Raw genomic sequence first — 13743 nt, forward strand, 5'->3', positions numbered from 1 at the left:
TCCAATTCCACCATGGCCAGGGGGACATGAGTTCCCCTACTCAGCCGGGAACCGAGCGATTCGCCCCGCCCGGCCCGGCAGGGTGCCGGGCCGGGCGGGTTCCGTCACATACCGCCCTGCCCGGCGGCGCCCCGCACGGCGGCGATGCCCGAACCGGTGCCTGCGGACGGCGGGCTCCCGGGCGCCGGGGCGGAGGGCCGCCCGCTCACTGGGCGAAGTCGGCGCGCAGGGACTTCGTCACGCCGGTGGTGGTGATGCCCGAGGCCGTGCCCTTGAACAGCAGGTCGTTCGGGCTGCTGTAGGCGAAGAGGTCGGCCTTCCCGTCCCGGTCGACGTCCCTCAGGCGCAGCCACCAGCCGAAGTGGGTGTCGGCGCCCATCGCGCCCGGCACCCCGGAGGTGCCGAGGGTGAAGGCCTGGGACTTGGCGCCGGTCAGGCCGGACGAGCCGCCGCGCAGGACGTGCACCATGCCCGCGTTCTCGTGGCCGCTGACGTCCTCCTCGTTGGCGCCGATCGCCAGGTCCGGGTAGCCGTCGCCGTTGACGTCGCCGGCGGAGACGTCGACCCCGAAGCAGTCGCCGCTCTCGGGGGAGCCGCTGACGCCGGCGGTGCCCTGGGTGAGCCGGTACGTGGTGCCGGGACCGGTCGAGCCGCCCCGCCAGACGGTGACGGCTCCCTTGGTGCCGCCGTGGTACGGGTCCTCGATCGCGATGTCGCCGTAGCCGTTCTTGTCGAAGTCGGCGATGACGCCCTCGGCGGCCCAGTTCGGGCGCGTGGTGTTGTAGTGCAGGAGTCTGCCGCGGGCGATGGTGGAGCCGCCGCGCAGGAACAGGGCTGCGGAGGTCTGCCTGTCGTTCGCGTAGCCCTGGCCGAGGACGACGAGGTCGGTGGCCTTGTCGCCGGTCACCCTGCCCGCGATGAGGGAGACCGGCTGCAGGACGTCCGTCACGGCGGGGCCGTGGCGGGTGACGGAGCCGGTGGTGCCGGACTTGGTGAATCCGCCCCGGTAGACGTACGCGGCCTGGTTGCCGACGGCCGCGAGGTCGGCCTTGCCGTCCCCGTTGAAGTCCCCGGTGGCGACGTCCCTGCCGAAGTTGAGGAACTCGCCCGTCTCCTTGCCGCGCACGGTGGTGCCGCCGCTCAGCCCGGACGCCGATCCCCACAGGATGGTGACGCCGCCCTGGTTCTCGCGGCCGTTCACGTCCTCCCACGGGCTGCCCACGACCAGGTCCGCGTATCCGTCGGAGTTGAGATCGGCATGGGCGAGCGACCCGCCGAAGTTGTCGCCGCTCTCGTCCGCGCCCGGTACGCCGGGGGAGCCCTGGTAGACGTACTGGACTTTGGTCCCCGGCCCGGTGGCGGTGCCGTAGGTCACCCGGACGGCGCCGCCGGGCCTCCCGTACATGCCGTTGTCCTGCTGCGCGTAGTCGCGGTGGCCGTCGCCGTTGAAGTCGTCGGCGTAGCGGGCGGGAGCGGCACTCGCCGGGGCGGCCACCGCGGTCAGGAGGCCACCGGCGAGGGCGGCCGCGACGGCGGAGGACAGGGCGGTGCGGAGACGGTGGTGCAAGCGGGACTCTCCTGAGGCACGGGGACGCGTCGCGGCCCGGGGGCACGGCGGGGGTGCGGACCGCCCGTGCCGGTCGGGAGGCGTCCTGCCGGGCACGGGGCGATGGCCTGTCGAAGACCTTCACCGGCCGCGAAAGGTTGTACGGGAACCGCTGCCGGTCCGCGCCTGCCGCCGGACGCGGACCGGCCCTGTGGCCGGGCGGTGCGCCGCCCGGCCACAGGGCCGGTCTCCGTCCGATGGGGACGGGTTCAGTCCAGGGTCGGCTTGAGGCCCAGCGGGGCGGCGATCTCCGCCGCCATCACCGCGCCCGCCTCGCGCTCCAGCTCGGAGTCGTCGGCCGCCGCCCCGCTGTCGGTGTCCAGGCCGTCCAGCTCGTCCAGCGGGGTGTCCAGCCGGACGTGCGCCACCAGCGACTGGAGGGCGCGCAGGGCCGCCGAGGCGGTGGGCCCCCAGTTGGACAGGTAGGAGAACTGCCACCACCACAGCGCCTCGCCGACCCGGCCCGCCCGGTAGTGGGCCATGCCGTGCCGCAGGTCCGTGATCACGTCGGCGAGGTCGTCGGAGATGCGGCAGGCCACGGGGGCGCTGCGCGCGTACGGGTCGAAGACCTCCGAGTAGACGTCCACCGGGTCCAGCAGCCGCGCGAGCCGCAGCCGCAGGTCGTCGACGTCCGGCTCGGGACCGGTGTCCGGCTCGTACCGCTCCTCCGGGACGATGTCCTCGTGCGCGCCCAGGCGTCCGCCCGCGAGGAGCAGCTGGGAGACCTCGAGCAGGAGGTAGGGGACGGCGCTGGCGGGCTCGTCCCCCTTCGCCACCTCGTTCACCGCGACGATGAAGCTCTCGATCTGGTCCGCGATCTGTACCGCGAAGTCGTCCGGATCCTGGTTCGGGTTCCTCGTTTCCAGCATGGCGTCAGACATCGAGCAGTCTTCTCCCCTCGAAGGCACGTCCCAGCGTGACCTCGTCGGCGTACTCCAGGTCTCCTCCGACGGGAAGGCCGCTGGCCAGACGCGTCACGCGCAGGCCCATGGAGGACACCATGCGCGCGAGGTAGGTGGCCGTCGCCTCCCCTTCGAGGTTGGGGTCCGTGGCCAGGATCAGCTCGGTGACCGAGCCGTCGGCGAGCCGGGCCAGCAGTTCCCGTATCCGCAGATCGTCCGGGCCCACGCCCTCGATCGGACTGATCGCACCGCCGAGCACGTGGTAGCGCCCGCGGAACTCACGCGTCCGCTCGATCGCGACGACGTCCTTGGGCTCCTCCACGACGCAGATGACCGACGGATCGCGGCGCGGGTCGAGGCAGACCCTGCACCGCTCGGCCTCGGCGACGTTCCCGCAGACCTCGCAGAACCGGACTTTCTCCTTCACCTCGGTCAGCGCGTGGGCGAGCCGACGGACGTCGGCCGGTTCCGCCTGGAGGATGTGGAAGGCGATCCGCTGCGCGCTCTTGGGACCGACGCCGGGCAGCCTGCCCAGCTCGTCGATCAGGTCCTGAACCACGCCTTCGTACACGGCCGCCTACTCCACTCTTCCTGCTCTTGCTGTTGTCGCCCTCCGTGCGGTGCCCCGCGCCGACCGTTCGCTCGTATCCGGTTTTCCCAGGGGCATGCCCACCGGGAAACGCCGGCCGAACGGGCCTGCCGGGTGGTCCCTCAGAAGGGCAGGCCCGGCATGCCGCCCAGCCCCTGGGCGAGGGGGCCGAGCTTCTGCTGCTGGAGCTGCTGCGCCGCCCCGTTCGCGTCGCGTACGGCGGCGAGCACCAGGTCGGCGAGGGTCTCGGTGTCCTCCGGGTCCACCGCCTTGGGGTCGATGGTGAGGCCCTTGAGCTCACCGGCGCCGGACACGGTGGCCTTCACCAGACCACCTCCCGCGGACCCCTCGACAGTCGCTTCGGCCAGCTCCTGCTGGGCCGCGGCGAGGTCCTGCTGCATCTTCTGGGCCTGCTGAAGCAGCTGCTGCATGTTGGGCTGGCCACCACCGGGAATCACGGCTTCGCTCCTGGCTCGTCGACGACGTGTGCGCACGTGTACGTGCCTCCGTACTCCGTACCCCCTGAGCCTACGCGCTCCTCCGGCATCTTGGCCGTGCCGTGCCGCCGGTCGCCCGGTTCCCGCACCCGGGCGGGAACCGGGAGACGGCGAGAGGCCGCGAGAGGCGGCGGTCACTCGTGGTAGAGCTCCTCCAGCACCGTCGCGCCCAGTTCGCGCACGATCAGGTCGTGGCCGGACAGGGCCGCCTCGTCCAGGTCCGGGTCGTCCTCGGCGGGCATGTCGTCCTCCGGCGCGACCGGAGGCGGAGGCGGCGGGGCGGCCACCGGTGGCGCGGTCTGCCGGGGAGGCTGCGGCGTCCGGGGGCTCGGCTGCGGGGCGGCCGACGGGGCGGTGGCCGGCGGCGCGGCGGGAGGCGGCCGGGCCGCGGGAGCGGCCGGCGGCCGGGCGGCGGCCGGGGCGGTCTGCGGGGGCGCCGAGCCCCCGGAGGGATCGACGAGGGCCTCGATCCGCCACTGGACTCCGAAGGTGTCGGCCAGCGCGCCGCGCAGCACGTCCTCGCTGCCGCTGTTGAGGAAGCGGTCGCGGGCGCCCGCGTTGGGGAAGCCGAGCTGGAGCGTGGTGCCGTCGAACGCCACGACGTGGGCGTTCTGGCTGAGCAGGGCCCAGGTGAACCGGCGGCGGCCCTTGACGGCCTCCATGATGTCGGGCCACATCTGCCGCACCTGCGCGGCTCCCTGCCCGCCGGCCTGGGGGGCCGGCTGCGCGGACGCGGACGCCGGGGCGGGGGCCTCCGGGGCGGGTGCGGGAGCCGCCGGCTGCGGGCCGCCCCCGGGGGACGCGGCGGTGGGCCAGGCGCCGGGACGCCGGCCGCCGGCCTCCGTACCGCCCTGCTGTCCGGGCTGTCCGGTCTGTCCGGGCCATGCACCGGGGCGGGACGCCGGGGCGCCCGCGTTCGCGCCGCCCGGCGCGGCGGTGGGCCAGGCGCCGGGGCGCCGGCCGGAGTCGGACGGCCCGGCCTGCTGCTCCGGGGCCGCCGGAGGCGGGGCCACCGGAGCGGGGGCGGAGGGCGGAGGGGCCATGGGGGCCGGTGCGGCCATGGGGGCCGCGGGGGCGGGAGCCGGGGCCGCCGGGCCGCCTCCGAAGCCGCCCGCCAGGGCGGCTCCCCTCTCCAGCCTGTCCAGCCTGGCCTGGAGCGAGCGCTCGTCGCCGTACGCCGCGGGCAGCAGCACCCGGGCGCAGATCAGTTCCAGTTGCAGCCGCGGCGAGGTCGCGCCGCGCATGGCCGTCAGGCCCTCGTTGACGATGTCCGCGGCCCGGCTCAGTTCGGCCGGGCCGAAGACCGACGCCTGGGCCGCCATCTTCTCCACCACGTCGGCGGGGGCGTCGATCAGGCCCTTCTCCGCCGCGTCGGGCACGGCCGCCAGGATCACCAGGTCCCGCAGCCGCTCCAGCAGGTCGGCGACGAAGCGCCGCGGGTCGTGCCCGCCCTCGATCACCCGGTCGACCACCTCGAAGGCCGCCGCCCCGTCGCCCGCCGCGAAGGCGTCCACCACGTCGTCCAGGAGCGCGGCGTCGGTGTAGCCCAGCAGCGCCGTGGCCATGGCGTACGTCACGCCGTCCTGGCCGGCGCCCGCCAGGAGCTGGTCCATCACGGACATCGAGTCGCGGACGGACCCGGCACCGGCGCGGACCACCAGCGGCAGCACCCCGTCCTCCACGGGGATCGCCTCGCGCTCGCACACCTCGGCCAGGTAGTCGCGCAGGGTGCCCGGCGGCACCAGGCGGAACGGGTAGTGGTGGGTGCGCGACCGGATCGTGCCGATGACCTTCTCGGGCTCGGTGGTCGCGAAGATGAACTTCAGGTGCTCCGGAGGCTCCTCGACCACCTTCAGCAGGGCGTTGAAGCCCGCCGAGGTGACCATGTGCGCCTCGTCGATGATGTAGATCTTGTAACGGCTGGAGGCGGGACCGAAGAACGCCTTCTCCCGCAGGTCGCGGGCGTCGTCCACACCACCGTGCGATGCGGCGTCGATCTCGATGACGTCGATCGAGCCCGGCCCGTTGCGGGCCAGGTCCCGGCAGGACCGGCACTCGCCGCACGGCTCCGGCGTCGGGCCCTTCTCGCAGTTGAGGCAGCGGGCCAGGATGCGCGCGCTGGTCGTCTTGCCGCAGCCGCGCGGGCCGCTGAACAGGTACGCGTGGTTGACCCGGTTGTTGCGGAGCGCCTGTTGGAGGGGGTCGGTGACGTGTTCCTGCCCGATGACCTCGGCGAAGGTCTCGGGTCGGTAGCGGCGGTACAGCGCGAGGGACGACACGCCTATGACGATATAGGCCCCCACCGACAACCGCGCCGGGGAAAGCAGGCGCCCCCCACGCACCCGCCAGAGCTCACCTACCCTTGCTGCCTTCCGGCCCTGGGGGGGTTCAGCGAGATGGCGCCACGTGAGGGGCTGCACCCAGCCTACCGGATGCCGGAGACGACCCGCGCCAGGGGGAGGGCCGGGGGAGGTCGCGGAGGGACGGGTTCGCAACCACTCCCCCGCGTCATGTAATGTTTCCGGCGGAGGATTCGCCTAGAGGCCTAGGGCGCACGCTTGGAAAGCGTGTTGGGGGCAACCCCTCACGAGTTCGAATCTCGTATCCTCCGCCACGGCTTACCAGCCGGAACGAAGGCCCCGACCGCTCAGCGGCCGGGGCCTTCGTCGTGCACCGGTCTCAGTTCTGGCCGCGGTCGACGCGAAGCGATGCGCGCGGCAGCGGACGGCTCCTCGGTCACGAACGAAGCCGGCGACCACCGAGCGACCGCCGGCTCACAGCCACCGACCGAGGCGTTTACACCCCCCGGAGCCGTCCAGCGACGTGCGGGGGCGCGTCCGCCCCGATGCGGCCCAGATCCAGCGCCGGGTCGAAGACGGTCACCCGGACGACACGGGGTCCGGTCCCAGGAGTGGCCCTGCGGACGAGCTCCAGGACGCGCTCGGGGTCGAGGTCGGTGTCGAACACCGCCCGGCAGTCGCGCACCAGCCGGTCCAGGTGCAGGGACAGTCCCCGTACCCGGCCCTGCTCGACGCGCATCGACGTGAAGTGGCCGTAGTTGGTCAGCGCCAGGGCCCGAAGGGCGTCAGGGCCGACCGGCTTGCCGTTGGGTTCCGCCGTGCTCCCCAGCCTGGCACCCGTGGTCAGTGGTCACAGGGGGATGAGGCGGGACGAGCGGGTTCTGGGTGTCGGCTACACGGCAACGAGGCGCACTCTGTCGCCGCAGAGCTTCGCCATGTCGTCGACATCCGATGTGAGCATGACAACCGGGCGGCGCTGTCGCAGCGCCGTCTCGGCCACAGCGGCGTCGATGGCGTACTTGTGACCGTGAAGTCCGGCGCTGATCAGCATGGCCGAGGCGGCCTTGGCCTCCTCGTCACCGACGGGCACGATCCGCATGCCGGACAGGACCCGGGCGAGCCGCGCCCTGTCGGTCCGGCGATGCACCGCTTCGATGATGGTGAGCGCGCTGATGACCACCTCCATGCCCCGCTTGCGGGCTTCGGCGACGAGGGCGACGACGGGCTCGTGATCACTGACGAACTTCGACAGGCCCTCGCAGTCGAGGACGAGGGTGCCTTCGTGGCTCAGCTTGCGGCGGGCCACTGCCCCTCCTCGGCGAACACCTCGTCGAAGACCCGGCGTGCCCGCTCCTGCTCGTGCTCGGAGACCCGCCCCTGACGACGTTCGTAGTCGGCCAGGTACTCGTCCAGGATCTGACCGCGCAGCTCGCGCTCCACCGCTTCGGTGATGAACGCGGAGAACTCACGCTTGCCGACCCGTCGGCGGATCGCCTCAGCCGTTCCCTCGGGAAGGGAGAGGCTGACCCTGGTGGCCGGCCCCTCGCCGATGCCGTAAGGGGTCTCACTCACGGGACCGACATTATTAAATAAGTAGGAATTCGGCCCGGGTGCGGCACCCGCCGAACGACGCGAGCCGCCCGCCCGTCACCTCGTGGTCCCGGTCCCGGTCGCGTCCGCCTCCGGCCGGCGCCGTCGCAGGCCGGGGCGGACGGAAGGCCCCGACCGTGGCCGGTCGGGGCCTTCGTCGTCGTTCCGTCCCGGCCGGCTCCGCCGGACCGGGCCCGTGAACGGCGGGAGGGGGCGGGAGGCGCCGTACGCCTCCCGCCCCCTCGCCGGGCCGGGCTCAGAAGCCGGTCCCGGAAGCCGGGCTCAGAAGAGGCCCTTGTAGCCTCCCCACCCGGTGCCGATCTTCGTCCGGCCGGAGAAGGAGCCCTTCCCGTCGCCGGTGTTGCGGTAGAGGTTGCCGGAGGTGTCCCGCGCGACCAGGTCGGCCTTGCCGTCGCCGGTGATGTCGCCGGCCCCGACGATGGCGTTGTAGCTGCCGCCCCACTTGGTGAAGACCACCACCCGGCTCCCGAACTGCCCCGACGCCGTGCCGTCGTAGCGGTACAGGGTGCCGTCCTTGGTGCGGGCCAGCAGGTCGCCGTGGCCGTCGCCGTCGAGGTCGCCGGCGCCGACGATGTGCGTGTAGGTCCACTTGGAGCGGATCTTCACGCCCGCCTTCAGCTTCCCGGTGCTCGTCGCCGCGAACAGGTACACGTCCCCGGTGGAGCTCTTCCGCGCGATCAGGTCGGCGCGGCCGTCGCCGGTGATGTCACCGGGCGAGGTGAGCACGTTGTACGCGCCCCAGCCGCTGCCCAGCGAGGTGTACGGCGTCGACGTGGTCAGCGCCTTCCCGCAGCCCGGCTGGTAGCCGCGCAGCGTTCCGTCCGCCATCCGCACCAGCACGTCGTTGCAGCCGTCGCCGTTCAGGTCCCCGAACGGCACCGCCGTGACCTTCGGGGACCAGCCCGAGGCGCTGGTCTTCCCGGAGAACGTCCCCTTCCCGGAACCCTGCTGGAACGTCATCCAGCCGCCCGAGCTCAGCGTCAGCAGGTCGCCCAGGCCGTCCGGCCGGGAGTCCGCCCCGGCGTGGTCCCGGGGCGCCGCCGCGATGGTGCGGGCCGGGGACTCGGCCGTCGCGTCCTGCCTGCCGCTCCGGTGGGCGGTGACGGCGACGGTCACCTTCTTGCCCCGCAGCGACGCGGGGACCAGGTAGGTGGAGCCGGTCGCCCCCGGGATCGCCTGGCCGTCGGCCTTCCACTGGTGGGTGTACGAGTCCGGGGCGGCGTCCCAGGTGCCGGGGCTCACGGCGAGCCTGGACCCGACCCGCGCGGTTCCGGTGATCTTCGGTGCCGCGGTGCTCCTCAGCGGTGCCGCTTCGACGGTGAAGGTCCCCTTGGCGTGCTCCCAGCCGTTGTGGGTGATGACGCTGAGATTCCAGGCGCCCGCGGCGGCTCCGGTGAGGTCCAGGGCGGCCGTCAGGGTCTTCCGGTCGGCCGAGACCGAGGTGCCGGTGGACTCCACGGTCGTGCCGGAGCGGGTGATCCGGACCTTGTCGTCCTCGTGGAGGGCGGTGCCCGTGACCGTCACCTTCACCGTGCCGCCGCTCACGCCGCCGGCCGGGGTGACCTGGCCGACGGTGATCTTCTCCATGCCGCAGAGGGAGGAGAAGCAGGTGAACTCGGCGCTGTAGGCGGTCCGCGACGCCTTCTCGGGCAGTCCCAGGACCAGGATGCTCGGGCTGACCTCCCTGCTGTACGGCTCGTACACGCCGCACCTCCAGCCGGCGGTGGACCACGTGCAGCCGTCCTCCAGGCCGGCGTCGTACAGCGCGGGCACGGCCGTCTCGGTGCCGCCCTCGGTGTCGGTGATCCTGGTCTCGAAGGAGTCCCGGTACGCGGTGGGGAACGCCGCGCAGACGGCGGTGTGCTCCTCGTCCAGGACGCCGGTGACCGGGCCGTACCCGTAGCTGATGTCCGGCACCTTCTCGCACTCCTCGGCCGGGCCGTCGGCCGTGGCGATGCGCAGGGCGTCGAAGCGGTACGTCCCGGCCGCCTCCTTCCCCGACGGGACGGCGACGAGGACCTGGTAGGAGGTGGAGCCGGTGACCGCGCAGGACTTGTTGCTCTTCGAGCAGACGGCCTCGCCGTCCGCGCCGTGGACCGTGATGCCCGCGGTGCCCAGCGGGTCGCGCACGTCGAGGTGCAGGACGTCGCCGGCGTCGCCGGTGGTCACCTGGCGGCAGAGCAGTTCGCCCGGTGCGCCGAGCGGGCCGCCGGTGGACGGGCCGCCCACCGGGGTGGCCGGGTTCGCGGCGCAGCCCTCGGCGTCCTCGGTGACGTCGCGGCGGGTCAGGGTGTACTCGGCGGTGGCGTCCCGGCCGGTGACCAGCACGGTGTGCGCGTCGCCCGGCGTGAGGGGGCAGGTGGTCCAGGCGGACAGGGCCGCGTAGGTGAAGCAGACCTGCTTCCCGCCCCCGTCCAGGACCGAGAACCGTGCGGTGGAGTTGCCGGAGACCGTCCGGAGCTGGAGGACCTCCGCGGCGGCGTGGTCGTCGGCGGGAACGGTCAGGCAGTGCGAGAAGACGCCGTCACCGGTGGCGAACCGGGCCGAGGCGCTCGCGTCGGTGAAGTCGCCGGCCGGGACGGCCGGGCAGTCGCCCGCCGCGTCCGTGCGGTGCAGCGCGACGCGGTACGCGCCGGTCGGCCGGTCGTCGTCGTCGGTGGAGGCCAGGAGGCGGAACGGGGCGGTGCCGGAGAGGTCGCAGGTGCCCTCGGAGAGCCGCGAGCCGCCGCACTGGTAGGCGCCGCCGGCGTCGACCACGGTCATCTCGGGAGCCGGCCGGGAGCCGCTCAGGGACGTGAGGGCGGCCATCCGGGAGCCCTCGGGCAGCGGCAGCCGCAGGCAGTCGATCTCGCCCGCCACGGCGAAGGAGCCCTGGTGGACGCCGAGTCCGACCGTCTCGCAGCCTTCGGTGGAGGTCCGGTCGAGGACGAGGACCGCCTGGTCGGTGAGCAGGGTGTAGTCGCCGGCGGCGGGCAGGGAGCAGGGGGAGTCCCAGGTCTCGCAGACGGTCTTCCCGGCGCGGTCGTACACGCCGACGGGGGACCGGGATCCGGACTCGTGGACCTGGTGCACCTCGTACGTCCCGGCGGCCGGGGCGGTGAAGACCTTGCAGCCGGTGGCCGGGTCCACCGTGGTGGGCGCGGAGCCGTACGCGTTCACGGGGACGCGCGCGCAGCCCTCCGGGTCGGAGAGGCGGCGGACCTTCAGGGTGTAGTCGGCGGGGAAACCGCCCTCCGCCTCGGTCACCCGGAGCAGGACCCGGTAGGGGCCGTCACCGGGCAGCACGCAGCCCGTGCCGCCGTCCTCGGCGGTGCGCGGGCAGATCCGGGCGCCGGTCCCGTCGGTGATCCAGCGCTCGGCCTGGCCGTACCTGACGGTGCGGGCGTCGAGGGTGATCCGCTCGCCGGACTTCCCGGTGAACGGGTGGCACAGCAGGCCGACCGGGGAGGCCGAGGTGCCGGTGACCGGGTCGAGGTCCCAGGACGTGCCGGTCTCCGGCTCGCACCCCTCGGTGGAGGCGAGGGGGACGACGGTGACGGACGTCTCCTCCGGCTCCCACCCGCCGTTGACGAGCTTCAGGGTGAAGGCGCCCGCGCGGGGGAGGTCGCACCATCCGGCGCTGCTCCACTCGGCGTCGTAGCACTCCAGCTGGGTCTCGCCGTCGAAGACCTGGACGTAGGTCTCGTTGTGCCGGTCGTCCAGGAGGACGCGGTGGAGGCCGGGCCGTTCGGCGGTGAAGGTGTGGCAGACGCTCCCGTCGGCCGGGATCGACGCCCTGCCCACCGCGTCGCCCGGGTCGCCGAAGGAGGCGAGCGGCAGGGCGGCGCACTCGTCGGCCGAGGCCGGCGCGGTGCCGGGCTCCGGCTCGGGGTCGGGCTCCGGCGCGGGCTCGGGGTCCGTGCCGGACGTGGGCTCGGGGTCGGGCGCGGGGTCGGGTTCGTCGTCGGACGCCGACTCGGTGCCGGGCTCGGTGCCGGACGAGGCGCCGGACGTGGTGCCGGACGAGGTGCCGGGCTCGGTGCCGGACGAGGCGCCGGACGTGGTGCCGCTCTGCGTGCCGGACGCCTGCGCGGCGCTCACCGGAAGCAGCACGGACAACAGCACCGACAGTGTGAGCAGCAGTGCGGTGCACGCCGCGGATCTCGCGCGCGTGCACAGGCGATGGTGCATCGGGTTCCCCCCGGGAACGGTGAGCGGAAGAGACGGACGCCTGCGTTCCCTGAAAGGGCGGCACGGCGGACATGCAGAGAAGTGACGCGATGATCGCACACGAGTCCGACAACGGAACACGCGATTACCCGTCACCGGCCCCCCTCCGCCGGTTCGGTGGAGCCGCCGGGGTGGTCCGGCGGCCCGGGAGCCGCCGGACACCCCACCGTCCTGCGGTCCTCCGCCCGCCGCCCGGGTGCGGGCCCTGGACGTCCACGCTCTCGCCGACCGCCTGCACGACCGCTTCCGGCTGCTCGGCCGGGCGTGCCGGGACGCCCCGGCACGGCAGCGCACCCTGTGCGCGGTGATCGGCTGGAGCCGGGAGACGCTGTCCCCGCCGGAGCGGACCGTCCCGCGCCGGCTGTCCGTGCTCGCCGGGGCCCTCCGCCGGGACGGGTACGCGGTGGCCCGGACGACCGCGACCCCCGTGCCGTGGCGCTCGCCGTCGAGGGGGTCGCCGGGGCGCGTCCGCCCGGGCGCGCGGCGCGCCGGGCGAGGACGGTTCCGCGGCGGCCTTCGCCCACGGCCGCACCCTCACCGCCGACGACCAGGTGCGCCGCCTCGGCGTAGCCGTGTCCCCCGCTCCCGTGCCGGGGAGGTGACGGCTGCCGGGAGGTGACGGCCCGGCCATGCCCCGGGCCCCGGTTCCGCGGGGACGGAACCGGGGCCCGGGTGCGTGCCGGATCCGGCTCAGGCGGTCACCGCCGCCGCCCGGACGGCCGGGACGCGCAGCGCCCGGCGGGCCGTGGCCAGGCTCGTGGCCAGCGTCGCCGCGGCGGCGACCGCCGCGACGCCCAGCCAGATCGCCGGGCCCCGGTCCGGAAGGACCTCGTCGGTGCGGACCACGGTGAACGCCAGGGTCCCGGCGAGGCCCGCGACCGTCCCGAGGAGCACCCCGGCCGCCGTCAGGACGACTCCCTCGGCGCCGACCGTCCCCAGCACCTGCGCCGGGGTGGCGCCCGCCAGCCGCTGCCGGCCGAACTCCCCGCGCCGGTGAGAGGTCGCCGCGTACAGGCTGTTGACCAGCATCACGCAGGCGAAGACCACGATGATGCCGACGATCGTGAGGTTCAGCGTCTCCAGGGTCCTGTCGTCGGCCGTCCTGGCGACACCGGAGGCCCTCATCGCGTCGTTCTCGGCCGCCTGTATGGAGAGCGTCGCCGTGGCGATGCCGGTGAAGAGGACCATCGGCATCAGGATCCCGGACAGCCGCGCGGCGTTCCGCCGCAGGTTGTGCACGGCCAGGTGGACGCTCGCCCCGCCGGGCGTCCCGCCCGCGCGCTCCACCGGGCCCAGCAGGGCCCGCAGCAGCGCCGGGGAGAGGAGCGCGAGGCCGGTGGCCAGCAGGATGGAGCCGTACGCCGGGGCCGCCATCAGCGCGGGGGCCGCGGGGTCCAGCGCGAAGGTGGTGGCCACCCCTCCCGCGCCGGCCACCAGAGCGGCGCAGCCCATGACGGTGCGCGCCCTGCCGCGGGACCTGCGCGCCCCCGCCGCGTCCCGCGCCGCCCGGTGCACCGCGAGGAGCGCGGCGCCCGCCGATGCCAGCAGGGTGGTGGCGGCGCCCGCGCCCAGCGCGATGGGCCCGAAGACGTGCTCCACGTCCCTCGCGACCTGCCCGCCGTCCTGGAACAGCCCCAGCAGCAGCCGCCCGCCGAGCGCGGCGGGGACGGCTGCGAGCAGCGTCCCGGCGAGGGCCACCACGACCGCCTCGCCGACGACCGTCGACCGGAGCTGCGCCGGGGTGGCGCCGGCGCTGCGCAGCAGGGCGATCTCCGCGGCGCGCTGCCGGACGTTCACGGTCAGCGCGGAGGCGACGGCGAAGAACACCAGGAGGGTTCCGTAGCCGCCGACCACTCCCGCGGCTATGCCGAGCATCTCGGCGCCGGCGGGGTCGACGTCCCCGAACACCACGGTGTCGTGGAGCGAGTTGAACACCATGACGACCACGGCGCCCAGGAAGGCGGAGAGCAGGGTGGCGGCGAAGCGTCCGGGACGCTTCCGGACGGAGCGCAGGGCCAGTGCGAACACC

General features: G+C 74.2%; 9 protein-coding genes, 1 tRNA gene, 1 other RNA gene and 1 pseudogene. 1 reads left to right on the plus strand and 11 read right to left on the minus strand.

From position 1 onward, the window contains the following. Positions 1–205 precede the first annotated feature (205 nt). The 6 genes from ABD358_RS00735 to ffs form a co-directional block, all read right to left on the minus strand. A complete protein-coding gene (locus ABD358_RS00735; RefSeq protein ID WP_344628794.1) occupies positions 206–1567 on the minus strand; it encodes an FG-GAP-like repeat-containing protein in 1362 nt (453 codons plus the stop codon). Positions 1568–1815: 248 nt separating this feature from the next. After that, positions 1816–2487, minus strand: a complete 672-nt coding sequence (locus tag ABD358_RS00740) for a DUF5063 domain-containing protein (protein ID WP_344628795.1) — start codon at positions 2485–2487, stop codon at positions 1816–1818. Then, positions 2480–3079 (minus strand): recombination mediator RecR, encoded by a 600-nt coding sequence (gene recR / locus ABD358_RS00745; RefSeq protein ID WP_344628796.1) that lies wholly within the window; start codon positions 3077–3079, stop codon positions 2480–2482. Before recR ends, ABD358_RS00740 begins: the two co-directional genes overlap by 8 nt. Positions 3080–3219: 140 nt before the next feature. Continuing rightward, positions 3220–3555, minus strand: coding sequence for a YbaB/EbfC family nucleoid-associated protein (locus ABD358_RS00750; RefSeq protein WP_344628797.1), 336 nt, complete (start codon positions 3553–3555; stop codon positions 3220–3222). Positions 3556–3728: 173 nt separating this feature from the next. Further along, on the minus strand, positions 3729–5873 hold the full coding sequence (locus ABD358_RS00755) for a DNA polymerase III subunit gamma and tau (protein WP_344628798.1): 2145 nt from the start codon (positions 5871–5873) through the stop codon (positions 3729–3731). A gap of 43 nt (positions 5874–5916) precedes the next feature. After that, positions 5917–6013: signal recognition particle sRNA small type (gene ffs / locus ABD358_RS00760), an RNA gene on the minus strand. A gap of 107 nt (positions 6014–6120) precedes the next feature. Here ffs and ABD358_RS00765 point away from each other — a divergent pair. Next, positions 6121–6208, plus strand: a tRNA-Ser gene (locus ABD358_RS00765). Positions 6209–6414: 206 nt separating this feature from the next. On the opposite strand, the pseudogene ABD358_RS00770 reads toward ABD358_RS00765, so the two are convergent. From ABD358_RS00770 to ABD358_RS00795, 5 genes and pseudogenes are all read right to left on the minus strand, one after another. After that, a pseudogene (locus ABD358_RS00770) lies at positions 6415–6723 on the minus strand (aminotransferase class IV); the annotation flags it as partial. A gap of 63 nt (positions 6724–6786) precedes the next feature. Beyond that, positions 6787–7200, minus strand: a complete 414-nt coding sequence (locus tag ABD358_RS00775; RefSeq protein WP_344628799.1) for a PIN domain-containing protein — start codon at positions 7198–7200, stop codon at positions 6787–6789. Next, positions 7182–7466 (minus strand): hypothetical protein, encoded by a 285-nt coding sequence (locus tag ABD358_RS00780; RefSeq protein ID WP_344628800.1) that lies wholly within the window; start codon positions 7464–7466, stop codon positions 7182–7184. The genes ABD358_RS00775 and ABD358_RS00780 overlap by 19 nt, the downstream gene beginning before the upstream one ends. A gap of 300 nt (positions 7467–7766) precedes the next feature. After that, positions 7767–11675 (minus strand): FG-GAP-like repeat-containing protein, encoded by a 3909-nt coding sequence (locus ABD358_RS00785; RefSeq protein WP_344628801.1) that lies wholly within the window; start codon positions 11673–11675, stop codon positions 7767–7769. Positions 11676–12404: 729 nt separating this feature from the next. Continuing rightward, positions 12405–13742 carry an FtsX-like permease family protein gene (locus ABD358_RS00795; RefSeq protein WP_344628802.1) on the minus strand — a complete coding sequence of 446 codons (1338 nt, stop codon included), beginning with the start codon at positions 13740–13742 and terminating at the stop codon, positions 12405–12407. Position 13743: the final 1 nt, after the last annotated feature.

The organism is Streptomyces glaucosporus (assembly GCF_039533345.1).
Classification (GTDB): domain Bacteria; phylum Actinomycetota; class Actinomycetes; order Streptomycetales; family Streptomycetaceae; genus Streptomyces; species Streptomyces glaucosporus.